Source organism: Hydrogenophaga taeniospiralis, from assembly GCF_020510445.1.
Classification (GTDB): domain Bacteria; phylum Pseudomonadota; class Gammaproteobacteria; order Burkholderiales; family Burkholderiaceae_C; genus Hydrogenophaga.
Genome location: NZ_JAHBAG010000001.1, coordinates 3,500,417 through 3,523,743, shown reverse-complemented (window position 1 = coordinate 3,523,743; position 23,327 = coordinate 3,500,417). Strand labels below are relative to the sequence as shown.

The following is a 23,327-nucleotide window of genomic DNA, read 5'->3' as shown; positions in this document are numbered from 1 at the left end:
CCATGCCCGAGCCCATCACCCCCGCCGCGGCCACGCTGGCCACCGCCCCCGGCGCCATCGCCGCCCTCACCATTGCCGGCATCAACCTGGGCCTGCGGCCCGATGTGCTGGTGGCCGGCTTCGCGGGCGCGCTGGTGGCCATTGTGCTGCTGGGCTCCGTGCCCGCCAGCGGCGACACCTGGCGCCACCTTGTGCGTACAACGGGACGGCGCCTTTGGGTCAGTCTGGCCAGCAGCATCACGGCTGGGTACCTCACGCCTGCCGCGCTCGTCATCAAAAATCTTCCCGACGCGCTGTTGCTGGCGGCAGCGTTCAGCATCGGCGCCTTTGCCCAGTGGGCGCTTCGCGTCGTGATGGAAAGGTACTTGCCGAAGCCGCGCGGAACGCCCGCCAGTGGAGGGCCAACACCATGAGCACCACGCTGCAGATCGTGCATGCGCTCTCGACCCTGGTCGTGCTGGCCGAGGCGCTCAACAAGCTGGAGCGCGCCCAGCCGCTGGCGTGTGGGCTGAGCCCGCGCGAGCGGCTGGTGGACGCGCTCAAGGCCGCAGCCTGGCTGCTGCTGGCCCTGGGCGCCGCTGGCTCACTGGCCGCGCCCGTGCTGCTGGCCCTGGGCCTGCCCGCTGGCGATGCCGTGGGCATGCTCGCCCGCCTGGAGCGGCCCACGTTGGCCGAGGTGCTGGTGCTCTCCGGCTTCGCCACGCTCATCGTTCGCACCCGCGTCAAGGAAGGATGACCACCCCATGAAATTCACAGTCACCGCCGGCCACGGCGGGCGCGACCCGGGCGCTGTGGCCGCAGACGGCACCACCGAAGCCGCCATCGTCACCGAGCTGCGCGACATCGTTGCCGGCAAGCTGCGCGGCCTGGGCCACGCCGTGCGCACCGACGGCGGCCTGCTGACCAACCTGCCCCTGGTGCACGCGCTCACGCTGGTGCCGGGGGCAGACCTTGCCATTGAGCTGCACTGCAACGCCTCAGAAAGCCGCGCCGCGCGCGGTGTGGAGGTGGTCAGCCTGCACGCCCAGGTGGAGCAGGCCCGCACCATCGCCCGCAAGATCGCCCACGTGCTGGAGACGCCGGTGCGCGGCGCTGGCGGGTGGATCGACCAGCGCCAGAGCGCCCGCGGCCGCCTCGGTTTCGTGCGCCTGGGCGGCCTGGTGGTGGAGTGCTTTTTCCTCAGCAACCCGGAAGAGCTGGCGAAATACGAAGCGCGCAAGTGGCGCGTGGCCACGTCCATCGTCGAGGCGATCACGGGCGGGGGTGCGGCGTGAGCGGCCCGGTGCCTGCGGGCGCGGCCCTGGCGGGCGTGAGTGCTGGCGAGTTCGACGGCCTGCAGGTCGTGCACTACAAGGCCGGCTACCGGTACCAGCTCACGGAAGGCTGGGAGATGTGGGTCGCCTCGGCTGGTATCTACCCGGTCAACGGCCCTGGCGGGAATGACTTCGTTTGGCTGACCATCGACGGCCGGCTCATCGTGCGCCGGCACTACGCGTGGGACGGCGCCAGCGGCCCGGCCTACAACGACAAGGCGTTCGTTCGCCCGGCCCTGGGGCATGACGCGATTTGCCAGCTCTGGCAACTCGGCGTGATCGACGACGCCGGCCGCCGCGCTGCCGACAAACTGCTCGGCCGCATGCTGCGGAACGATATGAAAATCATCGCCAACCGGTACCCCTTGGTGCCCAGGCTCGCGCTCAAGGCCCTGGCCGTGGTGCGCCCGGTGTGGGTGGTGCCCGCCGTGCAGCTCTACAGCCGGTACTTCGCCGGCAAGACCGAAAACCCTGTGCTGGAGGCCCCGTGATCAGCCGCCTTGCCCACGCCACACTGGCCGCCGCCCTCGCGCTGGCCACCCTCTGCGCCAGCGCGGCCTTGCCCGCGCCAGGCGAGCCCGGCGCGCCGGCAGACCCGCGCTACTGCGGCGATCCCGCGCGCACCGCCAGCGGCGCCATCAGGCGCAGCCGCGCCGTTCTGCGCCACTTCGTGGCCGTGCACCCCTGCCCGTCCACCGACAAGCCAGACACCGCGTGCCCCAACTGGTCCATCGACCACGTGATCCCGCTCGCATCCGGCGGCTGCGACGAAATCGGCAACCTGCAGTGGCTGCCCGACGCGCTCAAGAGCTGCGCGGTCATCTGCAAAGACCGCTTCGAGCGCGCTATCAACGCCGTGCCGCCCAGGCCATTCGAGATCCGGCCGCGTGCCGCTGCTGACCTGACACCCACCCCTGCAACCCCACCGAAAGACGCACCATGAAACGCACCCTGTACCGACTCATCGCCGCCAGCGCCATGGCGCTGGCGCTCACCGCCTGCGCCGGTCTCGACATTGGCGGCCTGGCCGACCCCATCGTCCGCGTGGCCGAGACTGTGACCGACGAGAGCACCAGCACCGCCAAGGGCGTCACGGCCGGCCTGGCCAGCAGCGACGCGCGCGACGTGCTCATCAACCGCGACTACTACGGCGCCGTCAAGGCCGTGCATGGCGCGGGCAAAGACGGCGCCGGGCCCCAGCTGCTGCTGGACATTGAGCCGATGGACGGCCAGCCCATCGTGATCCACGCCAAGCGGTTCAAGGTGTACGCGCCGGCGGCAACTGGTGGCTCGCCGCAGCTTTCGATTGCTGCCCCGACCCAGAAAAAGCCTACCTGGCTGGCGGTGTCTCAAGAGGCGCGCGGCTGGTTTCGTGATGCCGTGGTGCCGTGGAAGTCGCTGGATGAAGGCTCCGAAACGGAGCGCCTGCGCATCACCACCAGCGGCGAGATTCGCCAGACTGAGCTGGGCATCATGAACAACGCCTTGACCGGATCACAAGACCTGGCAGGCCAGGCCATCGAGACCTACAAACCCGCCACCTTGCCGGCCGCTGCGGCACCCACCGAGCCCGTCGCGACCGAATAGACCACAGATCCGCCTCGCAGTTGTCTCCCCTGGCTCATCGCGGATGCCAGGTTCCAGCCCGCCGGCCCCTCGGGGTCGGCGGGCTTTTTTGTGTTTTGGTTCATCGAGCCGGCCGGTCCGACCCGTGCGCCGCAGTGGCGGCCTCGGCCGTGCTGAACGCACACCACCATGACTGAGCCACCCAGGCGCCGTCACCCGTGTGCTCAATCCCCGAAAACTGCAGGCCCTCGTGCGTGGCTTTGGTCAGCATGGGGTTGTAAAGAGAGGGGTGGTTGTGCACCGACCCGGTGTCGGTGAGCTGCAGCATCACCACGGATCGCTGACCGAACGCTCGCACGTAGCTGGCAAGCTGGCCGTGCACCACGATGGGCTCGGCCAGCTTGCGGCCGGCCTGGCGCTGGATCTCTACGCGGTAGTGCATGGCTGGCATTCTGCCTGCATGGCCGCATTTCCAACGCAGGGAACCACTGGATATTGGAAAGCTTCCAATAAACCTTCCAACAGGCAAGAAAAAAGCACTTAGACCGGTTGGCCTAAGTGCTTGATTCTGTTCGGAATTTCTGGCTCCCCGACCTGGACTCGAACCAGGGACCTGCGGATTAACAGTCCGTCGCTCTACCGACTGAGCTATCAGGGAACAGCCTCAAATTATAGTGTGATTTTTGCCGTTTTCCGAGGGCGGTGCATTTTTGTCAAAAAAATGTCGCCGCATCCAGCGATGGCGAGGCTCAGTCAAACACAGGCGATTCGACGCCCAGCACCTTGTGGAGTTTCGGGCTCGTGGTGGTGTACTGCAGGAAGACCTTCTTCTCGGGGAAGATGAACGGCACCGCGCCAAAGGCCGCCAGTGCGCATTCGTGAAAACCCGAGAGGATGAGCTTCTTCTTGCCGGGGTAGGTATTGATGTCGCCCACGGCGAAGATGCCGGGGATGCTGGTGGAAAACTTCTCGGTGTCGACCACGAGCTGTTTGCGCTCGATCTCCAGGCCCCATTCGGCAATCGGGCCGAGTTTGGGGCTCAGACCGAAGAACACCAGCAACATGTCCAGTGGCACCACGCGGGTCACGCCATCGGCACCGGTCACTTTGACGCCGGTGAGCTTGCCGTCTTTCTCTTCGTAGCCCGTGACCTGGCCCACGATGAACTGCATCTCATAGGCATCGCACAGCTCTTTCATCTTGGCCACATTGGCCGGGGCGGCCTTGAAACCGTCGCGGCGGTGGATCAGGATCACACTCTCGGCTTTGTTTGGGCCCTCGGCCACGAAGTTCAGCGTCCAGTCGAGTGCCGAGTCGCCACCGCCGACCACGACGAGGTTTTTGCCGGCGAAGTCGGCTGGGTTCTTCACGCGGTAGAAAAGCTGCGAACCTTCGAAACGTTCCAGTCCGTCGACCTTGAGCGTGCGGGGCTGGAAGGCGCCCACACCGGCGGCGATGAAGATGGTCTTGGTCAGGAATTTCGTTCCCTTGGACGTCTCAACGAAGAAACGGCCGTCTTCCTGCTTCTGAACCGTGGTGACTTCCTGCCCCAAGTGGAAGGTCGCGCCAAAAGGCTCGATCTGCTTGAGCAGGGCATCGGTCAGTTCCTGGCCGGTGCAGACCGGGACCGCCGGGATGTCGTAGATGGGCTTGTCGGGGTACAGCTCCACCGGCTGGCCACCGGGGTAGGCCAGCGAGTCGATCACATGCGCCTTGATTTCAAGCAGGCCCAGTTCAAACACCTGGAACAGGCCCACCGGACCCGCGCCAACGATGACGGCGTCGCTTTCGATCGGTCCGTCGTGCGCGGCAGCGGTGGCCATCACTTCTTGGTTCAGTTTGGGTTCCATTCTTCAGCGCAACAGTTCAGGCAGTTTGCCTGTCCGGTCTTTCCATTCCTCGGCATCGGGCAGCGGGTCCTTGCGCTTGGTGATGCTCTTCCAACCTGGCAACCGGGCCAGTTCGGCATTGAGTTCGGTCATGTGCACCTGGTCTTTCGGCAGATCCTCTTCAGCGTAGATGGCGCTCACCGGGCATTCCGGAATGCACACTGCGCAGTCGATGCACTCGTCGGGGTCGATGGTCAGAAAGTTCGGACCTTCGCGAAAACAGTCCACAGGGCAGACATCCACACAATCGGTGTATTTGCAGCGGATGCAGGATTCGGTGACGACGTGGGTCATGGTGATGGTGAGATAACGGTAAACCCTGGATTTTAGGGTTTCCCAGAGGTTAAGGCCTGGTCAAGTCCCTTGCCTTGACATAAGTTAATAGTGGCGGAACCGGGTCAGTTCACCAGCAAAGCGCCCGAGGTCTTGTGGCTGGCCGTGTCCACCAGGACCAGCGAACCGAGCGCACGCGACCGGGCAAAGGGCAGGGTGACGAGGGGTTCCTGCAGGGTCAGTTCGATGTGACCGATGGCGTTGGGCTCCAGTTGGGTCGCATCTTCTTCGGCCAGGGTGTTGATGTCGAGCTTGTGCACGATGCGCTTGACCTTGGCCTTGACCCAGCGGTGGCCGTGCAACGCCCAGTAGACGCGGCCTGCGACCAGGGTCTCGTCGTCCATCCAGGCCACGGTGGCGCGGATCTCGCGGCTGGCTTCGAGCGCAGCGCCTTCCCCGTCGGCGGCCAGCAGCCAGTCGCCACGCGACACGTCGACCTCGCGGTCCAGCACGATGCCGGCGCTGTGACCCGCCTGCACGTTCTTCGGATTGCGTGCATGGTTGAGCACCTGGGCCACGGTGGCGGTCTGCCCACTGGGCATCACCCTGACGGGCTGGCCGGGCATCACACCGCCGGTGGCCACGCGGCCCCAGAAGACGCGGCGGCCCTGGCTGGTGTCGGAAGACGACGAGAACTTCTCGACCCACTGCACCGGGAACGCGAACGGCAGCGCGGTGTCGGCCGCGGTCACCGGCAGGTGTTCCAGGATGTCCAGCAGCGTGGGTCCGTTGTAGCCACACCAGGCGGCGTCGGACGCGGGGTCCACCACGTTCCAGCCTTTGAGCGCCGAGACCGGCACGGTGGCCGTGACGGTGATGTCGGCGTCGGCCGCGAATGCGGTCAGCGCGGCGCTGATGTGGGCGAACGCGAGCGCGCTGTCGGCAACGGCGTCGAGCTTGTTGACCGCGAACACGATGGACGGCACGCGCAGCAGCTTGAGCAGCAGCGAGTGGCGACGGGTCTGCACCAGGAGCTTGAGGCCGGCGTCCTGCCAGTCGAGTTTGGTGGCGTCCACCAGCACCACGGCCGCATCCGCGGCGGACGCAGCGGTCACCATGTTGCGCGTGTACTGCTCATGGCCCGGCGCGTCGCCGATGATGAACTTGCGGGTTTCGGTGTTGAAGTAGCGGTAGGCCACGTCGATGGTGATGCCCTGTTCGCGCTCGGCCGACAGGCCGTCGGTCAACAGTGCGAGGTCGGTTTCGCCCTGGCGCTGCACACCGGCCAGGTGGTCCTGCAGCACGGCTTTGCTGTCCACCAGCAGGCGGCCGATCAGCGTGCTCTTGCCATCGTCCACCGAACCACAGGTGATGAACTTCAGGGCGGGGCGGGTGTCTTGTGCGAGGGCTTCGACAGGCTCAGCCCGAACGGAGGTGTTGGTGTTCATATCAATTTCGTTACGAATAAGCAATGCAGCCGGAGGAAGTGTCCCCATCCAAGGGCGCCGCGGTACCGGCTTTGCCGGGCCGCTAGCGCCGCCCCCTTGAGGGGGTGACGCGCCTTTAGGCGCGGCGCGGGGGTGGGTCAGAAATACCCGTCTTTTTTCCGTTTCTCCATCGAAGCGTCCGACGTTTTGTCATCCATGCGCGTCGCGCCACGTTCGCTCACGTCGGCGGCCAGTGTCTCGATGACGATGTCACCGGCCGTGGCGGCCAGGCTCTCCACCGGGCAGGTGCAGGTGATGTCGCCCACGGTGCGGAAACGCACGTCGCGCACCTGCACCGTTTCGCCGTCTTTCGGCGGGGTCAGCTCGGTCACGGGGACCAGCAGGCCGCGGCGGTCCACCACTTCGCGTTTGTGCGTGTAGTAGATGGAAGGCAGGGCGATGTTCTCGCGCTCGATGTATTGCCACACGTCGAGCTCGGTCCAGTTGCTGATGGGGAACACGCGGAAGTGCTCGCCCGGGGCCAGACGGGTGTTGAAGAGCGTCCAGAGCTCGGGGCGCTGGGCCTTGGGCTGCCACTGGCCGAAGCTGTCGCGGTGCGAAAAGATGCGCTCCTTGGCGCGGGCCTTTTCTTCGTCGCGGCGCGCGCCGCCGATCAGCGCGTCGAAGCGGAATTCTTCGATCGCTTCGAGCAGGGTGACCGACTGGTGCACGTTGCGGCTCTCGCCCGGGTGGGCCAGGCGCACGGTGCCGCGCTTCATGGAGTCCTCGACGTTGCGCACGATCAGCTCGGCCTGCAGCTCGGCGGCGCGGCGGTCGCGGAAGTCGGTCACTTCGGGGAAGTTGTGGCCGGTGTCGATCATCAGCAGCGGGTAGGGAATGCGGCCGACACCAAAGGCTTTTTCGGCGCAGCGCAGCATCACCAGCGAGTCCTTGCCGCCCGAGAACAGCAGGGTGGGGCGCTCGAAAGCGGCGGCCACCTCACGCAGGATGAAGATGGTTTCTTCTTCGAGCGCGTCCAGGTGGGCGTTGCTCAGGTGGTGTTCGGCGGATTGCAGCACGGCAGATTCGGTACGGGCGTTCATGATGGTTCTTGTGTCCTGATCAGTGGGCCAGGTGCAGGCCGCACTCGCGGTTGTCTTCGCCCTTGGTCGGGTCCACGTAGTCGAAGTTGTTGGGCAGGCCGTGGGTTTCGCAGTATTGGTACAGCTCTTTGGAAGACCAGTGCAGCAGCGGCGCGACCTTGATCAGGCCGTCGGGGTTGATGCTCACCGGGTCCATCTGGGCGCGCACCGCGGTGTCGGTAGCCCGCAGCGCGGTGAACCAGACCTTGGGCGCCGTCTCGCGCAGGGCTCGGGCAAAGGGCTCCAGCTTGACTTCTTCGGTGAAGGCTGCGTGGCGCGGATCGTCCAGCGCAGGGGTCGCGCCGTCCACGGCCTCGCGGTGCGCGCGCGAGCGGCGTGGCAGGTAGATGTGCAGGTTCAGTTTGAGTTGCCGAGTGACTTCGTCGGCGAAGCGGTAGGTGGCTTCGGTGTTGTAGCCGTTGTCCATCCAGATGACCGGCACATCGGGCTTCACGCGCGTGACCAGATGCAGGATGACGGCCTCGAAAGGGCGGAAGTTGGTGGTGACGATGGCGGGCTGCCCCAGGCCCAGGGCCCAGTTCACCAGTTCGGGAGCGCTGCGGCCGAGTTCAGCGTTGACGCGTGCGATGTCGTTGGAAATCATGTGGTGTGCTCCGTTCAGGCCACGACGGCAAAGTGCGGTTGCGTGTCCACCGCATCGCCCTGGTAGAAGGCGGGGTAGTGGGCCAGCAGCTTGCGACCGTGTTCCAGGTCCTGGTCGTCGCGCAGCACGGCCTGGCTGAAGCCGCTGCGCTGCATCTGCGCCAGTTGGTCGATCAGCACATCGCCGGTGGCGCGGATGTCACCGGCAAAGCCGAGGCGGCGGCGCAGCAGAAAAGCCTGGCTGAAGGCGCGACCATCGGTGAACTTCGGGAACTGCAGCACGACGGTGGTGATGCCGTTCAGATCGGCGTCGCGCGGATCGGCGTCGTTGGCCAGCGTCAGGGTGTTGGCCTCGTCGGTGACGAAGGTCTGTGCCTTGAAGAGTTGGAGCGTGGGTTTCATGCGGGTCTCGGATGCTGGGCTCAGGCGGCAACGGGTGTGCGGGCGGTGGCCACGCGCACCGCGTTGGCGGCGGTCTTGAAGGGGTCGATACCGACGCGCTTGACGGTCTGGACGAAGGTTTCGCCCGACTGGCGCTCCGCGCGGTAGGTGGTGAGCAGGGCCTCGATCACGTCCGTCATTTCATTGGCGGCAAAAGACGGGCCGATCACCTTGCCCGGCGTGGCCTCGCCCGACAGGCGTGTGCCGTCCGAGCCGCCCAGGGTCACCTGGTACCACTCCTGGCCGTCCTTGTCGACGCCAAGGATGCCGATGTGGCCGCTGTGGTGGTGGCCGCAGCTGTTGATGCAGCCGCTGATGTGCAGGTCGATTTCACCCAGATCGTGCAGCTCGTCCAGATCCTGGTAGCGCGCCAGCAGGGCCTGGGCAATGGGCAGCGAGCGGGCGTTGGCCAGGTCGCAGAAGTCGCCGCCGGGGCAGGCGATCATGTCGCTCAGCAGACCGATGTTGGGCTTGGCCAGGCCCAGGCGGCGCGCTTCGCGCCACAGCTCGGGCAACTGGTCGCAGCTGACCCAGGGCAGCAGCAGGTTCTGTTCGTGCGTCACGCGGGCTTCGCCGGCCGAGAAGCGGTCGGCCAGGTCGGCGGCTCGTTCCAGTTGCTCCGCGCTGGCATCGCCTGGGGCCGAGCCCAGACGCTTGAACGACAGCGTGACGGCGCGCAGATCGGGGTTCTGGTGCGGCTTCACGTTCTGCGTGAGCCAGCGGCTGAACTCCACGTCGTCTTCGGCCGCGGCCTTGAGGATGTGCGCGATCTTCGCGTCGGCGCTCTTGCGGTCGCAGCGCAGCTCGGGCTGCACGAAGAAGGCGCTCACGCGGTCCAGTTCGGCCTGGGTGATGGTGTGGGGGGCGCCGTCTTTTTCGATGATGTCGCTGTACTCGGCTTCGACCTGGTCGGTGAAGGCCTGGCCCTCGGCTTTCACCAGGATCTTGATGCGGGCCTTGTAGATGTTGTCGCGGCGGCCAAAGCGGTTGTAGGCGCGCACCACGGCTTCGAGGTAGTTGAGGATCTGGTTCCAGGGCAGGAACTCACGGATCACCGTGCCAATGATCGGGGTGCGGCCCATGCCGCCGCCCACGCGCACCTGGAAGCCCAGGTCGCCGTCCACGTTGCGCAAGAGGCGCAGGCCGACGTCGTGCCAGGGCGTGGCGGCGCGGTCTTCGCGGGCGCCGGTGATGGCGATCTTGAACTTGCGTGGCAGGAAAGCGAACTCGGGATGCAGCGTGCTCCACTGGCGCATGATCTCGGCGAAGGGGCGCGGGTCGGCCACCTCGTCCACGGCGATGCCGGCGAGCGCGTCGGTGGTGATGTTGCGGATGCAGTTGCCGCTGGTCTGGATGCCGTGCATGTTCACACTGGCCAGCAGGTCCATCACGTCGGCCGCGCGATGCAGGGGGATCCAGTTGTACTGCACGTTCTGGCGCGTGGTGAAGTGGCCGCAGCGGTCGGGCAGGGTGGGCACGTCGGCCAGGGCCGCGTTGGCCTTGGACACATCGTGGTCTTCCTTGTGGTCGTAGTCGCGGGCGATCTTCGCCAGCACGCGCAGCTGGGCGCTGGAGATTTCGCCATAAGGCACGGCCACACGCAGCATGGGCGCGAAGCGCTGGATGTACCAGCCGTTTTGCAGCCGCAGCGGCTTGAACTCGTCGCCCAGCAGCGTGCCGGCCTGCGAGCGTTCGAGTTGATCGCGGAACTGGGCAGCGCGCTGCTGGACGAACTGGCGGTCAAAGTCGGAATACTGGTACATGGGCTTCGTGGGATATGGGTATCAGGTATCAGGTATCAGAAAGCGATCAGCTTGGTGCCGGCATAGGCCAGCAGCAGCGAGAGCACCGAACGCACCAGGCGCTCAGGGGTGTGGCGCATCAGGCGGGTGCCGAGCCAGATGCCGGGCAACGAGCCGGCCAGCAGCTGGGCCAACAGCGGCCAGTCCACCGAACCCAGGCTGGCGTGGCCCAGGCCGGCCACCAACGTGAGCGGCACGGCGTAGGCGATGTCGGCCGCCACGATGCGCGGCAGCGGCAGCAGCGGGAACAGGATCAGCAGCACCGAGACGCCGATGGCACCCGCGCCCACCGAGGTGAGCGTGACCAGGGTGCCGATAACGGCGCCGAACAGCACCGGCAGGCTCCAGTGGCGGGCGTGCGTGGCATTCTGCAACTGGCCTTCGGGCAGGTTGCGCGGCAGCTGTTTGCCGCGGGCGGCCTTGTACAGCATGGCGGCGGCGGTCAGCAGCAGGGCCACACCCAGGGTGTTGGTCATGAGCGCCTGTACCGTGGGGCTGGCCGGGCCGAGGCGGTGCAACACCGTCAAGGTAATCAGGGCGGCCGGCAGGCTGCCGGCGCAGAGCTGGCCCACCACGCGCCAGGGCACCAGGCGCTGGCGCGCCAGGCTCACCGTGCCGCCGGCCTTGGTGACGGCGGCGAACAGCAGGTCGGTGCCCACGGCCAGGTAGGGCTTGATCCCGAAGAAGAAGATCAGGATCGGAGTCATCAGCGAACCGCCGCCCACGCCGGTCAATCCGACGATGAGTCCCACGGCAAAGCCGGCAAAGATGATGGCGAATTCGGGCATGGGCGCGACTTTAAGGTTGCTCGCTTATATTGCAAACGATTTTTTCGTTCTTCATATATTCCTGATTGGAATAAGGGAATGGATCGCGATGTGGGACAGGCCCCAAGGGGACCGTAAACACATTTTCAAGGCCATGCGAACCCGGTTCTTTCTGGTGCAAGCCGTTTGTGCTCCGGCGTAACATGGGCGCCATGCACAAGCAACGCATCTTTGTGAGCGTGGTCGGTTTCTCCGACGTGGAGCGGCATGCCCTCAATACCGTGTTTCGCTTGTCGGAAGAGCGCGAGTTGTCCTATGCGCCCTGGGTTCCACTCATCGCCCCCGGTGCGGAGGTATCCCCGGAGGCCAACCGGATCGCCGACGTGGCACTGGTGGACGGTGAGAGCGCCGAGGCCGTGCTGTCCCACGCCAAGGAGATGCCGCCTGGTCAGCGCCTGATCTGGGTCGGCCCCGGCGCGCCGGCCCACGCCTGGCGGGTGTTGCAGCGCCCGATCCAATGGGCCAGCGTGCTCAACGACCTGGACGCGGTGTTTGCCGCCCGGCAGGCGGATTCCGGGTATCTCGATCTGGACGTCAGCTCACCGGCGCCGCTGGACGTGGAGCTGGACGAACCGGCGCCGACGGCCAAGCGCGCGCTCCTGGTGGGAATGGACCCGCAGGAGCGCAAGCACCTGTGCTCGCGGCTGGCCCAGGCGGGTGTGGCCGAGGCCGACGAGGTCAGCAGCACCGAAACCGCGGTGGCGTTGTTGCGGCGCAATCGCTACAGCTGCGGGGTCTTCAATCTGGACGAGCATCAACTCGACGTGTGGGCGCTGGCGCGGCTGTTTGCGGACAAGAACCCCCAGGCGCTGGTCATGGGAATCAGTGAACACGCCAGCCCGCTGGCCACCTGGTGGAGCCGCCACCGGGTCAAGCGCGATACCCGGCGGGCTGGCATCCATGCGCTGCTGGCGCGGCCCCTGCAACCCCGCGAATTCTCGCAGTGGGTGGAACGGCTCTAGACGCCGCCAGGGGAAATCCGGTCTTCAGGCGGCTTGTCGGCGCGCCTGCCGCCAGGCAAAGCGGGCTGGGTCGAGCGCCTTGAGCAGGTCTTCGTCCACCGGGGGCAGTTCCGCCTGGCTTGCGTCGATCTGCGCCGCCAGCCGCGTGGCACACCAGTGCGACAGGGTCAGCCCACGCGAGCCCAGGGCGCTCAGCACGAACAGACCCGGCCAGCGCGGTGTGTCGGCCAGCGGGACACGGCCACGCCGTGCACCGGCCTGCGCCATCCGGGCTTGCAGCGCGCCCAGTTGGGGCACCGCCCCCATCACGGGCAGCCGGTCCAGCGAGGCGCAGCGCACCTGCGCCCATCCCATCAGTTCAGTGCCGGCCTGCGCTTCGCGCAGGCGCTGCGCGGCCGCCGCGTTGATCGCCTGCAGGCTTTGGGCATTGCGCTCGTGGGCCGCGTCGCTCAGGTGGCTGCTGTTGTCGCCGCGTTCGTAGGTCGATCCCATGGCCCAGATCCGCGCGGGCCACTGTGGGGGCAGCCCACTGTCTTCGTACACCGGCACGAACACGCCGTTGTCGCGCTGCGGGCGTTCGGCCAGTGGCGCGTCGTGCAGGGCGGCCAGGCTCATCTGCCCCTTGACCGGGCGCAGCGGCAGGGCGTCGGCGTTCATCAGGTCGGCCGACGCCGTCAGCAGGGCGAAGCTGCCAAACGCCGCAGCGACCACCACCACCGGCGCCTGGGCCAATACCTGGCCGCTGGCGTCCAGCGCCTGCCAGTCGGCAGGCTCGGAGTCCGATGTGTCGTGGTTCGCCCCGGGCACCCGGCGCAGCCCAGTCACCTGGGCGTTCCACCGGGTGATGAGCGCGCCCAGGCGCCGGGTTTCCTCCAGCCAGGCTTGCACCAGCGCCGCAGGGCGCACCAGCGCAGCGGGCCAGCGCCCAGGGTCGTGCCCGAGGTTGTCCACCTCGCAGGCCTGCCAGCCCTGGCCCTGTGGCACCAACCGCTCCAGTTCGGCGCGCATGTCGGGCACACCCAGCTCGCACAGGCGCGACAGCGGCGTGGGTGCACGGGTCACGTGGGGGCTCAACATGCCCACGGGCAAGGCCGACGCGGCCTGCGCCGGGCCGCTGGCTGCGTCCAGCAGCGTGACGCGCCAGCCGCGCCGGGCCAGGGCTGCGCACAGCGCGGCGCCGGCCAGGCCGGCGCCGATCACCAGCGCGTGGCGAACGGTTTCAGTCAAGGGGGAAACCCGCAGGCGGGTGCGATTTCAGGCGTGTCGCGGGCCTCAAGCCGCATCGGACGGGGGAACGTAGCCGGCGGCTGCGTCGGCGCCTTCGCCAAAGAAGTGCTTTTCCATCTGCCGGGCCAGGTACTGGCGAGCGCGCGCGTCGGCCAGGTTCAGGCGGTTTTCGTTGAGCAGCATGGTCTGGTGCTTGAGCCAGGCGGCCCAGGCTTCCTTGCTCACGTTCTCGTACAGGCGCTTGCCCAGTTCACCGGGGTAGGGCGGAAAGTCCAGGCCCTCGGCTTCCTTGCCGAGCTTGATGCAGTTGACGGTGCGTGCCATGTTGATGTCCTTGGGAATTGGGTACAGGTGTTTGGGTGATCAACAACCGAGAAACGTCGTCGTTCCAGCTGTCACCCCTCGCTCCCATGATCCGCTCCGTTGCTCGTTCATCCAACGGAGAAAAATGTCATGCAAGCACCCCGACACTTTATCAACGTTTGTTCACCGCGGCCCTGGCAGGGTCGGGTCTGAGCGCTTTTGCGCCGCAGTTCCTGACCTTGCTCAAGGTCTCGTGCGCCGCTCAGCGGGTCGCGCTGGCTTCGATCAACGCACCGCAGGCCACGGCGGCCTGTTTGATGGCGCGGATGTCGTCCGGGCCCGTGCGGCAGCAGCCGCCGATGAGCCGCGCGCCGCGACCGTGCCAGCGCATGGCCTGGGCGGCGAAGTCGTGTGCCGGGCCTTCACCGTGCCAGACCTTGTCGACCGCATCGTAGTGTTCGCCCGAGTTGGGGTAGACCACGATGGGTTTGGTGGTGTGCGAACGGGCCAGCGCCACCAGCGATTCAATGAACTCGGGCGCGGTGCAGTTCACGCCCACCGCGGCGATCTGGGGCAGGGCGTCGAGCTGCGCCACGCAGTCGGCGAAGGGCTCGCCCTGGCAGTTGTGCGCGCCGTCGCGGCAGGAAAAGCTGAGCCAGGCCATCACGCCGGGAAACTCGGGCAGCAGGCCCGCGATCGCCAGCGCTTCATCGAGGCAGGGAATGGTCTCGCAGGCCAGCAGATCGGCACCCGCGTGGGCCAGCACCTGCAGGCGTGGCCGGTGGAAGTCGGCCAGCGCCTGGCGCGAGATGCCCTGGTAGCCCCGGTACTCGGAGCCGTCGGCCAGCATGGCGCCGTAGGGCCCGATGGACGCCGCCACCAGGGGCCGGCGGCGGCCCACGCGGTGGGCGGACTCGGCCCAGAAGGCGTCCCGGGCCTCGCAGGCCAGGCTCACCGAGCGCCGCATCAGGTCGGCCGCCTGGTCGTGGCTCAGGCCGCGCCTTGCGAAGGCCTCAAACGTCGCCTGGTAGCTGGCGGTGGTGGCCACGTCGGCGCCGGCGAGGAAGTAGTCCAGGTGCACTTGCCGGATCAGATCGGGCTGTTCGATCAGCAGCTTGGCGGACCACAGCGGATCCAGCAGATCGGCGCCACGGCGTTCCAGTTCGGTGGCCAGCGCGCCGTCGAGCACGAACAGGCCCTGTTCGGCCAGCGCGGTTTGCAGGGGGGACGTGGGTTCAGGGGTGGGCGTCATGGGTCGGGAGGAGGGATGGAACACGTTCACAGAGCGTAGCCATGGGGCCGGGTTTCGGGCCGCGAAGAAACGGTGGAATTGCCTGAAAACGGCGTCCTCGCCCAGGCCCGCGCGGGCCGGCTACCGGCGGCCGGCCGGGCCGAAGCGCCGCTCGATCCGCCGCACGGCCAACACCACCACCAGCGTGATGGCCGCGTACACAACCCCGGCTATCACCAGCGCATCGGTGGTGTACGAGGCGTTCGACAGCCGGCGAGCGACACCGGTGAGGTCGAGCACGGTGATGGTGCTCACCAGGGCCGTGGCCTTGAGCTGGGCGATCACCTCGTTGCCCAGGGCCGGCGTGGCGATCCGCCAGGCCGCGGGCAGCACGATCCAGCGGTAGCACTGGAACGGGCTCATGCCCATGGCCAGGGCAGCTTCCTTTTCGCCGACGGGCACCGCCAGGATGCCGGCGCGCAGGTCTTCGGCCATGTAGGCCGCCAGGTTCAGGCTCAGCGCGAGCAGGCCGCAATAGAACGCGTCTTCCAGCAGCCACCAGGCGGGCGATTGGCGCACGGCTTCGAACTGGCTCACCCCGTAGTACAGGATGAACAGCTGCACCAGCAGGGGCGTGCCGCGAAACGCCGCGCTGTAGCCGCGCGCCAGCCGCTCCGGCCAGGCCCTGCCGGAGGTGGCCGCGAGCGCCAGGGGCAGCGCAAGCGCAAAGGCCAACAGCACCGAGCCGCACAGCAGCTGCAGGGTGATCACCAGGCCTTCCCACACCTCCAGCACGCTGTCGGCGGGCAGCTCCAGCCAGTCTTCGATGGGGGCGAAGTTCAAGCCGCCCTCGCTTCAAAGCCCCGCCCGGCCCGGCGCTCCAGCCAGGCAAAGACCGGCTGCGAGGCGTGCAGGAACACGAAGTACACGGCCGCCGCCGCCAGGAAGAACAGGAACGGCTGGTGCATGGCCTGGGCCGCCATGTTGGACTTCTTGAGCAGGTCTTCCAGCCCGACCACGGACACCAGCGAGGTGTCTTTCAGCAGCGACTGCCACAGGTTGCCGAGGCTGGGCAGGGCGATGCGCCAGGCCTGGGGCAGCCGCACGGCGAAGAAGGTCTGGGTGGACGTGAGCCCGAAGGCCTGCGCCGCTTCGATCTGCCCCCGGGGGATGGCCGCGAAGCTGCCGCGAAACACCTCGCTGGCGTAGGCCGCGAACACGATGGACAGGGCGAAGACGCCTGCGGCAAACGGACTGATCTCCACCGCGCCGTCGAAGTGGTTGTTGATCAGGTTGGACAGCCCGAAGTAACAGACCAGCACGATCAGGAACTCGGGAATGCCGCGCAGCAGGCCCGTGCACAGCCGCACGGCGCGTCGCAGCAGCGTGCGACCGCTCAGGCCGCCGGCCGCGAGCACCAGCCCGAGGGCCAGACCCACCACCAGCGAAGACAGGGCCAGTTGCACGGTGACCCACGCACCCTCCAGCAACTGACCGGCGTACAGCCACAAATCGTCCATTCACCATCCCGCAAAAACAGGAAAACCAGGCCACCCTGCCGGACGGCCTGGTCCCGGGGGGCGCCAGCTTACTTCAGCGCGGGCGCGATGCTGAAGGGAAACACCTTCTTGTTCTCGGCCGCGAAGCTGCCGTCGGTCAGCACCTGTTTGATCGCGGTGTTCAGGCGCGCGCGCAGCGGGTCGCCCTTGCGCACGGCGATGCCGGTGCCTTCGCCGAACATCGCCACGTCGTTCAGCGGCTTGCCTGCGAGTGCGAAACCCTTGGCCTTGCCGGTTTTCTCCAGCCACTCGTGGGCCACCGTGGTGTCGGTCAGCGCGGCCTGCACGCGGCCCGCCTCCAGGTCGAGCCAGATCGGGTCTTGCGAGGGGTAGGCCTTGATGGCGATGCCCGACTGGCTCTTGGGCAGGCGCTTCTTCAGGTAGGTCTCGTGGCTGGAGCCGCTGTAGATGCCGACGGTCTTGCCGCGCAGCGTGGCCGGGTCCTCGGTGATGCCCGAGCCGGTCTTGGCGACGTACTGCACCGGGGCCAGGGTGAACAGGTCGGTGAAGTCCACCACCTTCTTGCGCTCGTCGGTGATCGACATCTGGGCCAGCACGGCGTCGATCTTCCTGGCCTTGAGCGCCGGGATCAGGGCGTCGAAGTCCATCGTCACGTATTCGCACTTGGCCTGGATGTGTTTGCACATGGTCTTGGCCAGCTCGATCTCCATGCCCTTGAGTTCGCCCTTGGCGTCGCGGTACTCGAACGGCGCGTAGTCCGACAGGGTGCCGATGCGCACCACGTCCTCGGCGTGCGCGGCCCCGGCGAAGGACATCACACCGGCCACAAGGCAACTCAACAGGGAACGGCTCACGTTGTTATCTCCAGAAAAAAGTCGGATCACCGACGGACAGAAGGGGGAGGGTGCAGGACCCACGGGGGTGGCGTGCGGTGCTCAGGCCCATCGGCATGCGGCCGGGCTTGCACTGCCACGGCCCGAAGGTCTTTTTTCAGCGCAAAAAGTGGCGCAAGTATCCGCGCCTGGGTTGCGGCCGGGCGGCAAAAAACGCCCTGTGCGCGCGGGATGGCGGCGATTGGGGCCGCCCGGCCGCGTGGCGGCGACGCACTGGCGCAGTGCCTAGAATCGCCGCATGGACACCGAACTGGACGTTTTTGACCGGAAAATCCTGGACCTGGTCCAGAAGGACTGCCAGCTCAATGCCGAGGTCATCGCGGAGGCGGTGGGCCTCTCGGCTTCCGCCGTCCAGCGGCGCTTGCGCCGCATGCGCCAGGACAAAACCATCAGTGCCGAGGTGGCGGTGGTGAACCCGCAGGCGGTGGGCCACACCATGAGCTTCCTGGCCGGGCTGGAGATCAAGGACAACTACGAGGCGCTGCCGCGCATTCGCCTGTGGGCACAGACCGAACCGGCGGTGCAGCAGGTCTACTACGTGACCGGCAGCTTCGACATCATGATGGTGGTCGTGGCGCGCGACGTGAAAGCCTATGACGCGCTCGCGGCCCGGCTGATGGCCGAGGTGCCCCAGGTGGTCCGCATGACCACGCACGTCGTCATCGACGCGATGAAGGTGGGGCTGTACGTGCCGCTGGAATAGGGCCCATTCGGGTTTGTACCGAGTTCGCCTGGCGGGCGTTTTACAATCCACAGGTTTTGTTGATCGTTTCCCCGCGGTGGTGTGTCGCCCCCGGTTCGATCCGATCCCGTACCGCTTGCAGTCATGTGCTGCCGGCCGATGCCCTGGGTGTCGGCCGGCATTTTCATGGCTTGTTTCGTATTCCTTTTGCCCGGAGTCACACGATCCCATGAGTGCATTTCTTGAAGAGCGCGTCCTGAGCGTGCATCACTGGACCGACCGCCTGTTCAGTTTCACCACCACGCGCGACCCGGCGCTGCGCTTCTCCAACGGTCACTTCACCATGATCGGCCTGCGGGTGAACGACAAGCCGCTGCTGCGCGCCTACAGCATCGCCAGCCCCAACTACGCCGAACACCTGGAGTTCCTGAGCATCAAGGTGCCCGACGGCCCGCTGACCTCGCGCCTGCAGCACATCCAGGTCGGTGACAGCATCGTCGTCGGCCGCAAGCCCACCGGCACCCTGCTGATCGACTACCTGCTGCCGGGCAAACGCCTGTACCTGCTGGCCACCGGCACCGGGCTGGCGCCGTTCCTGAGCGTGATCCGCGACCCCGACACCTACGAGCGCTTCGAGCAGGTGGTGCTGGTGCACGGCGTGCGCGAGGTCAAGGAGCTGGCCTACCGCGAGTTCCTCAGCCAGACGCTCAAGCACGACGAGTTCCTGGGCGAAATGGTCGAGAAGCAGTTCCTGTATTACCCGACCGTCACCCGCGAGCCCTTCATCCACCAGGGGCGCATCCCGAATCTGCTGGACAACGGTACCTTGGCGAAAGACCTGGGCCTGCCCCGGCTGGACCCGGCGCACGACCGCATCATGATCTGCGGCAGCCCTGAAATGCTGCGCGACCTCAAGGCCCTGGCCGAGAAGAACGGTTTCGAGGAAGGCAACACCAGCCGCCCCGGTGCCTTCGTGATCGAGCGCGCGTTCGCTGGCAGTTGAACGCGGTTGGCGGGGCGTGGGGCTCGGCAGGTGCGCCAGGAGATGAAGACCACGCCCTTGTGCTCAATCTTCTGAACGCGCGGCCGGAACTCTTGATGGTGGAGTGCAATCAACCCGCGGGCACGACCCCCTGATCGAGGCGCGGATTCCTGCGCAACACATCAGGGCGTCGGGTTTCAAGGACGGTGAGACACTCGCCGTTCTCCGCACAAGGCCCCGCGTTTTCCTGCAAGGACACCGATTTGTCATCCGCTCTACCGACCCAGGTCCTCGAACTCATCGAGCGTTTTCCCCGCCGCCTGCTCGCGCTGATTGCCCTGGGGTGCATCGGCCTGCTCGCTTTTGGCCTGTACCTGCAGCATGTGGTGGGGCTGGAGCCCTGCCCCATGTGCATCGTGCAGCGTTATGCGCTGGTGCTGGTGGCGCTGGTGGCGGCCGTCACGGCCGCGCTGCCCGGTCGCGGCGCGCACACGGTGGGTGCCGGCCTGATGGGCTTGCTGGCGGTTTCGGGGGCTTTCGTGGCCGCGCGCCAGAGCTGGCTGCAGTGGAACCCGCCCGAGATACTGAGCTGCGGGCGCGACTTTTTCGGAATGATCGAATCGTTTCCGCTCAAGCGGGCGATTCCCATGATCTTCAAGGGCAGCGGTGACTGTTCGGCCATCGACTGGACCTTCCTGGGCCTGACGATCGCCAACTGGTCGTTTCTCTGCTTCTCGCTGATCGCGCTGCTGGCCGTGCTGCTGCTGGTGCGCCGCGCACCCGCCAGCGCCTGAGTCAACGAAAGCCTCACGCAGGCAGCCCGATCGGGCCGCCGCGTGCTGTGGCGGTCACCCCAGCTTTTTCACCAGCACCTGGCTCTTGCGGTCCCAGTTGTATTTGCGCTTGCGCGCCTCGGGCAGCCAGTCCGGGTTGACCTGCACGAAGCCGCGCTTGAGGAACCAGTGCATGGTGCGCGTGGTGAGCACGAAGATGCTCTGCAGCCCCTGGGCCTTGGCGCGGGTTTCGATGCGCTTGAGCAGGCGCTCGCCGTCGCCCTGGCTCTGCGTGTCGGGCGACACGGTGAGCGCGGCCATCTCGCCGGTGCGGGCCTCGGGGTAGGGGTAGAGCGCGGCGCAGCCGAAGATCACGCCGTCGTGCTCGATGATGGTGTAGTTGCCGGCGTCGCGTTCGATCTCGGTGCGGTCGCGCTTGACCAGGGTGCCGTCTTTCTCGAACGGTTCGATCAGCGCCACGATGCCGCTCACGTCGTCCATGGTGGCCTCGCGCACGCTCTCCAGTTTTTCGTCCACCACCATGGTGCCGATGCCGTCGTGGGTGTAGATCTCCAGCAGCAGCGCGCCGTCCACCGCGAACGGCAGGATGTGGCTGCGCTCCACGCCGCCTTCGCAGGCGCGGATGCAGTGCTGCAGGTAGAAGGCCGTGTCGGTCGGCTGTGTAGGCGACGGCAGGGCGGCGAGCATCTTTTTCGCGTCGGCCAGCGGCAGCTCGGTGTCGATTTCGCTTTCCGGGTCGGCCGCGTCCACGCGGATACCGGGCACCTCGGTCAGGAACATCAGCTTGTCGGCCTGCAGCGCCACGGCGATGGAGGTGGCCACGTCTTCCATGGTGAGGTTGAAGGCCTCGCCGGTGGGTGAAAAGCCGAAGGGCGAGAGCAGCACCATGGCGCCCATGTCCAGCGTGCGCTGGATGCCTTCGGTGTCCACCTTGCGCACCAGGCCGGAGTGGATGAAGTCCACCCCATCGATCAGGCCCACCGGGCGCGCGGTGATGAAGTTGCCCGAGATCACGCGCACCGTGGCGCCGGCCATGGGGGTGTTGGGCAGGCCCTGGCTGAAGGCGGCCTCGATCTCGTAGCGCAGCTGGCCCGCGGCTTCCTGTGCGCAATCCAACGCGACGGAGTCGGTGATGCGCATGCCGTGGGAGTACTTCGCGGCATGACCTTTGGCCTGAAGCTGCTCGTTCACCTGCGGGCGAAAGCCATGCACCAGCACGATCTGCACCCCCATGCTCTGGATCAGCGCGAGGTCTTGCGCGATCAGGGGCAGCTTACCGGCCGCGATGGCCTCCCCGGCAATGCCCACCACCAGCGTGTTGCCGCGGTGTTTGTGGATATAGGGCGCGACCGAGCGGAACCAGGGCACGAAGGTGAAGTTGAAAACGTTGGACATGGGCTCGGTCGCGAAGGGGCAGGGCGTGTGGATCGGTCGTCAAGACCAGTGCGTGATCATAAGCATCCGAGGGGCTCACCTTCATGCCGCGGGTGATTCCGTGCGTCGCCGCCGAATTCGGCCAGTTTGCGGGCATACGGCTCCAGCACCAGCGCGTCATGCGTGGTCTGGCCCGCGTGGCCCACGGTGATGTGGTGCGGTCGCAGCAGACCGCGCACATCGTCGGGCGCCAGCATGCCGTGGCTCAGCAAGGCCTGGACGAGGGCAGAGAGGGCGGCATGGTGGCCGCTCAGCAGCGACCGGGCCCGGTCGTACTGGGTCTGCAGCAAGGACTCGATGGCGGCGTTGCTCGGCGCGATGTCGGTGTTCACATGGTTGTCCATGTCCACGGTGACGTCGGTGTGGCTGATGCGCTCGCCGAAGCCGTGCAGGCGGACGTACCGGGAGGCCACTTCGGTGGCCTGGCGGTAGTCGTGCTCGGCACCGGTGGTGCAGGCCATGTCGCCAAACACCAGGCTCTCGGCCACGCGCCCGGCCAGGCTGACGCAGATGCGATCCAGCAGGTTCTGCCGCGTGATCACCTTCAGGCCCACATAGCTGTTGTAGCCGCCTTCGAAAGACGCCAAGTTGATCTTGATCTCCTGTGGTGCCTGGCCAAACAGCAGGCAGTACATCAGTCCGTGACCGGCTTCGTGCACCGCCAGCAGGGCGCGAAAGTCGGCGTTGGCGCGCTGCTTGATGCGGTTGAGCTCGAAGTTCACGGCTAGCCGGGTCTGTGGCGCGTCCGGGGCGGCGCTCGCCTTCACCACCAGGTGGCGCTTGCCAGGGTCCAGCGCGATGGCAAACACCTGGGTTCGCTCAAAATCCCGCTCCAGCACCCACAGTGCCGCCTTGACCAGATTGGCGCTCAGGATGGCGTGCACCGAAGAAAACAGCGGCCGTGTGCCTTGCGCCGGAAACACCGCGTTGGCGTAGAGCTCATCTAGCACATCCTGCTCCGGCACCAGCTGCACGCCGGTCTGCGCGAACACTTCCTGGGTGTAGCGGGTGCACAGGTCCCGGATCAGCCGCTCGTAGGTGCTTTTGCTGAGCGACGGGTAAATCACGTGTTCGTTGCCGAGCCGGGCGATCTGTTCGGGCTTGAAGCGTTCGCCCAGGGCGCGCTTCACGTCGATCAGGGAAAGCCGCTGGGTCAAGCGGTGAAAGATGTCCGCGTCGGTGTCGCAGTCCTGGACCCGCTGCGCGGTCTCCTGGTACATCTCGTCCAGGTTGCCGCAGACGAACACCAGCAACTGGCTGTAGTCGGTTTCCCAGGCCTGGCTGGACTGCTGAAAGCGCGCCACCAGCGCATGCACCTGCTCGGTGGGCCATTGCATGATCTCCACCAGCGGCTCTTTCAGCTTGAGCATACGCTTGAGTTCCTGAGCGTCCCAGGCGTCGAGGCGGTAGCGGTAGGGCTTCTTGCCCGCGCGCTCGTTGCCCTCGTCTTCCTCGCGCTCGGCCTCGTAGCCGGCTTCGGCCAGTTTGCGTTCGATGGCGCCGAGGGCGCTCAGCGGTGGCGGCAGGCGGCCATCCGACAGCAGAGCCCAGACGTCCTGGTAGCGCTCCACCTTGGCGTCGTCGCCCTTGCGGTCGATGGTGCGGAAACGCTGGAATTCATCCAGCACGAGGATGCCGGGTTCGCCTTCATGAATGCCCGAGTTCTCCAGCATGCCGGAGATGGTCGAGCTGCGAAAGCCCGCGCCATTGCTGAAGCCGTCCATCTGCACTTCCACAAAGCGGTCGTAAAAGCCCAGCAACTGCGCCAGGCGGCGGGTGAGCTGGGTTTTCCCGGTGCCGGTCAGGCCCCAGAGGCAGACGATGACCGGTCGGTTGCACAGCTGGGGCAGGACGTACCAGGCACGAACGGCTTCCATCACGCGATCAATCACGTCGTCGATGCCGATGAGTTCGGTCTTCAACTGGAGCCTGGCCTGTTCGATGCGCTGTTGACGCTGTGCCAGGGTGTCACGGAGCCCTTCTCGGGGGCCGCGCGGTGAGGTATGGGTATGCATA

The 23,327-nt window shown here is 66.6% G+C and carries 27 protein-coding genes and 1 tRNA gene; 10 read left to right on the top strand and 18 right to left on the bottom strand.

Translation table 11 applies throughout. From position 1 onward, the window contains the following. The first annotated feature begins 2 nt into the window (after positions 1–2). Genes KIH07_RS16845 through KIH07_RS16820 form a run of 6 tightly spaced genes read left to right on the top strand, consistent with a single transcriptional unit; the run spans position 3 to position 2,900 of the window. Positions 3–413 (top strand): hypothetical protein, encoded by a 411-nt coding sequence (locus KIH07_RS16845; RefSeq protein ID WP_226493068.1) that lies wholly within the window; start codon positions 3–5, stop codon positions 411–413. Continuing rightward, the gene (locus KIH07_RS16840) at positions 410–736 is read left to right on the top strand and encodes a hypothetical protein (RefSeq protein WP_226493067.1); all 327 of its coding nucleotides are present in this window, start codon (positions 410–412) and stop codon (positions 734–736) included. Before KIH07_RS16845 ends, KIH07_RS16840 begins: the two co-directional genes overlap by 4 nt. Positions 737–743: 7 nt before the next feature. Further along, entirely contained in the window at positions 744–1,274 is a 531-nt protein-coding gene (locus KIH07_RS16835) for an N-acetylmuramoyl-L-alanine amidase (protein WP_226493066.1), read from the top strand. Next, positions 1,271–1,804 (top strand): hypothetical protein, encoded by a 534-nt coding sequence (locus tag KIH07_RS16830; RefSeq protein ID WP_226493065.1) that lies wholly within the window; start codon positions 1,271–1,273, stop codon positions 1,802–1,804. The genes KIH07_RS16835 and KIH07_RS16830 overlap by 4 nt, the downstream gene beginning before the upstream one ends. Further along, positions 1,801–2,256 carry an HNH endonuclease signature motif containing protein gene (locus tag KIH07_RS16825; protein WP_226493064.1) on the top strand — a complete coding sequence of 152 codons (456 nt, stop codon included), beginning with the start codon at positions 1,801–1,803 and terminating at the stop codon, positions 2,254–2,256. The genes KIH07_RS16830 and KIH07_RS16825 overlap by 4 nt, the downstream gene beginning before the upstream one ends. Next, positions 2,253–2,900 carry a hypothetical protein gene (locus KIH07_RS16820; protein ID WP_226493063.1) on the top strand — a complete coding sequence of 216 codons (648 nt, stop codon included), beginning with the start codon at positions 2,253–2,255 and terminating at the stop codon, positions 2,898–2,900. The genes KIH07_RS16825 and KIH07_RS16820 overlap by 4 nt, the downstream gene beginning before the upstream one ends. 100 nt (positions 2,901–3,000) lie before the next feature. On the opposite strand, the gene KIH07_RS16815 is transcribed toward KIH07_RS16820, so the two are convergent. From KIH07_RS16815 to KIH07_RS16770, 10 genes are all read right to left on the bottom strand, one after another. Further along, on the bottom strand, positions 3,001–3,321 hold the full coding sequence (locus KIH07_RS16815) for a hypothetical protein (RefSeq protein ID WP_226493062.1): 321 nt from the start codon (positions 3,319–3,321) through the stop codon (positions 3,001–3,003). A gap of 140 nt (positions 3,322–3,461) precedes the next feature. Then, positions 3,462–3,537, bottom strand: a tRNA-Asn gene (locus tag KIH07_RS16810). Between the two features lie 91 nt (positions 3,538–3,628). Next, complete coding sequence (locus KIH07_RS16805; RefSeq protein ID WP_226493061.1) at positions 3,629–4,729, bottom strand: NAD(P)/FAD-dependent oxidoreductase; 1,101 nt, start codon at positions 4,727–4,729, stop codon at positions 3,629–3,631. Between the two features lie 3 nt (positions 4,730–4,732). After that, a complete protein-coding gene (gene fdxA, locus KIH07_RS16800; RefSeq protein WP_226493060.1) occupies positions 4,733–5,062 on the bottom strand; it encodes a ferredoxin FdxA in 330 nt (109 codons plus the stop codon). A gap of 104 nt (positions 5,063–5,166) precedes the next feature. Beyond that, positions 5,167–6,489, bottom strand: a complete 1,323-nt coding sequence (locus KIH07_RS16795; protein ID WP_226493059.1) for a sulfate adenylyltransferase subunit 1 — start codon at positions 6,487–6,489, stop codon at positions 5,167–5,169. 137 nt (positions 6,490–6,626) lie between these two features. Beyond that, positions 6,627–7,571, bottom strand: a complete 945-nt coding sequence (cysD, locus tag KIH07_RS16790; RefSeq protein ID WP_226493058.1) for a sulfate adenylyltransferase subunit CysD — start codon at positions 7,569–7,571, stop codon at positions 6,627–6,629. A gap of 19 nt (positions 7,572–7,590) precedes the next feature. Then, positions 7,591–8,214 (bottom strand): phosphoadenosine phosphosulfate reductase family protein, encoded by a 624-nt coding sequence (locus KIH07_RS16785; RefSeq protein ID WP_226493057.1) that lies wholly within the window; start codon positions 8,212–8,214, stop codon positions 7,591–7,593. A gap of 14 nt (positions 8,215–8,228) precedes the next feature. After that, positions 8,229–8,615, bottom strand: coding sequence for a DUF934 domain-containing protein (locus KIH07_RS16780; RefSeq protein ID WP_226493056.1), 387 nt, complete (start codon positions 8,613–8,615; stop codon positions 8,229–8,231). A 20-nt stretch (positions 8,616–8,635) separates the two neighbouring features. After that, the gene (locus KIH07_RS16775; protein ID WP_226493055.1) at positions 8,636–10,417 is read right to left on the bottom strand and encodes a nitrite/sulfite reductase; all 1,782 of its coding nucleotides are present in this window, start codon (positions 10,415–10,417) and stop codon (positions 8,636–8,638) included. A 35-nt stretch (positions 10,418–10,452) separates the two neighbouring features. After that, positions 10,453–11,244 carry a sulfite exporter TauE/SafE family protein gene (locus KIH07_RS16770; RefSeq protein ID WP_226493054.1) on the bottom strand — a complete coding sequence of 264 codons (792 nt, stop codon included), beginning with the start codon at positions 11,242–11,244 and terminating at the stop codon, positions 10,453–10,455. Between the two features lie 191 nt (positions 11,245–11,435). Between KIH07_RS16770 and KIH07_RS16765 the strand changes: the two genes are divergently transcribed. Further along, positions 11,436–12,245 carry a hypothetical protein gene (locus tag KIH07_RS16765; RefSeq protein ID WP_226493053.1) on the top strand — a complete coding sequence of 270 codons (810 nt, stop codon included), beginning with the start codon at positions 11,436–11,438 and terminating at the stop codon, positions 12,243–12,245. A 24-nt stretch (positions 12,246–12,269) separates the two neighbouring features. Here the strand turns inward: KIH07_RS16765 and KIH07_RS16760 are convergent, their stop codons facing one another. The 6 genes from KIH07_RS16760 to KIH07_RS16735 form a co-directional block, all read right to left on the bottom strand. Continuing rightward, the gene (locus tag KIH07_RS16760) at positions 12,270–13,472 is read right to left on the bottom strand and encodes an FAD-dependent oxidoreductase (RefSeq protein WP_226493052.1); all 1,203 of its coding nucleotides are present in this window, start codon (positions 13,470–13,472) and stop codon (positions 12,270–12,272) included. 45 nt (positions 13,473–13,517) lie between these two features. Next, positions 13,518–13,796, bottom strand: a complete 279-nt coding sequence (locus tag KIH07_RS16755) for an oxidative damage protection protein (protein WP_068168709.1) — start codon at positions 13,794–13,796, stop codon at positions 13,518–13,520. Positions 13,797–14,037: 241 nt separating this feature from the next. Next, complete coding sequence (mmuM, locus tag KIH07_RS16750) at positions 14,038–15,027, bottom strand: homocysteine S-methyltransferase (RefSeq protein ID WP_226493051.1); 990 nt, start codon at positions 15,025–15,027, stop codon at positions 14,038–14,040. A gap of 120 nt (positions 15,028–15,147) precedes the next feature. Beyond that, positions 15,148–15,849, bottom strand: coding sequence for an ABC transporter permease (locus KIH07_RS16745; protein ID WP_226493050.1), 702 nt, complete (start codon positions 15,847–15,849; stop codon positions 15,148–15,150). Beyond that, positions 15,846–16,526, bottom strand: coding sequence for an ABC transporter permease (locus KIH07_RS16740; RefSeq protein ID WP_226493049.1), 681 nt, complete (start codon positions 16,524–16,526; stop codon positions 15,846–15,848). The genes KIH07_RS16745 and KIH07_RS16740 overlap by 4 nt, the downstream gene beginning before the upstream one ends. A 68-nt stretch (positions 16,527–16,594) precedes the next feature. Then, positions 16,595–17,380 (bottom strand): transporter substrate-binding domain-containing protein, encoded by a 786-nt coding sequence (locus tag KIH07_RS16735; protein WP_226493048.1) that lies wholly within the window; start codon positions 17,378–17,380, stop codon positions 16,595–16,597. 277 nt (positions 17,381–17,657) lie between these two features. Here KIH07_RS16735 and KIH07_RS16730 point away from each other — a divergent pair, with 277 nt between their 5' ends. From KIH07_RS16730 to KIH07_RS16720, 3 genes are all read left to right on the top strand, one after another. Then, on the top strand, positions 17,658–18,122 hold the full coding sequence (locus KIH07_RS16730) for an Lrp/AsnC family transcriptional regulator (protein ID WP_226493047.1): 465 nt from the start codon (positions 17,658–17,660) through the stop codon (positions 18,120–18,122). 208 nt (positions 18,123–18,330) lie between these two features. Then, positions 18,331–19,104, top strand: coding sequence for a ferredoxin--NADP reductase (locus KIH07_RS16725; protein WP_226493046.1), 774 nt, complete (start codon positions 18,331–18,333; stop codon positions 19,102–19,104). 242 nt (positions 19,105–19,346) lie between these two features. Next, on the top strand, positions 19,347–19,877 hold the full coding sequence (locus KIH07_RS16720) for a disulfide bond formation protein B (protein WP_226493045.1): 531 nt from the start codon (positions 19,347–19,349) through the stop codon (positions 19,875–19,877). A gap of 54 nt (positions 19,878–19,931) precedes the next feature. Here the strand turns inward: KIH07_RS16720 and argA are convergent, their stop codons facing one another. After that, complete coding sequence (gene argA, locus KIH07_RS16715; RefSeq protein WP_226493044.1) at positions 19,932–21,272, bottom strand: amino-acid N-acetyltransferase; 1,341 nt, start codon at positions 21,270–21,272, stop codon at positions 19,932–19,934. Between the two features lie 56 nt (positions 21,273–21,328). Further along, on the bottom strand, positions 21,329–23,326 hold the full coding sequence (locus KIH07_RS16710) for an AAA family ATPase (RefSeq protein WP_226493043.1): 1,998 nt from the start codon (positions 23,324–23,326) through the stop codon (positions 21,329–21,331). Position 23,327 lies beyond the last annotated feature (1 nt).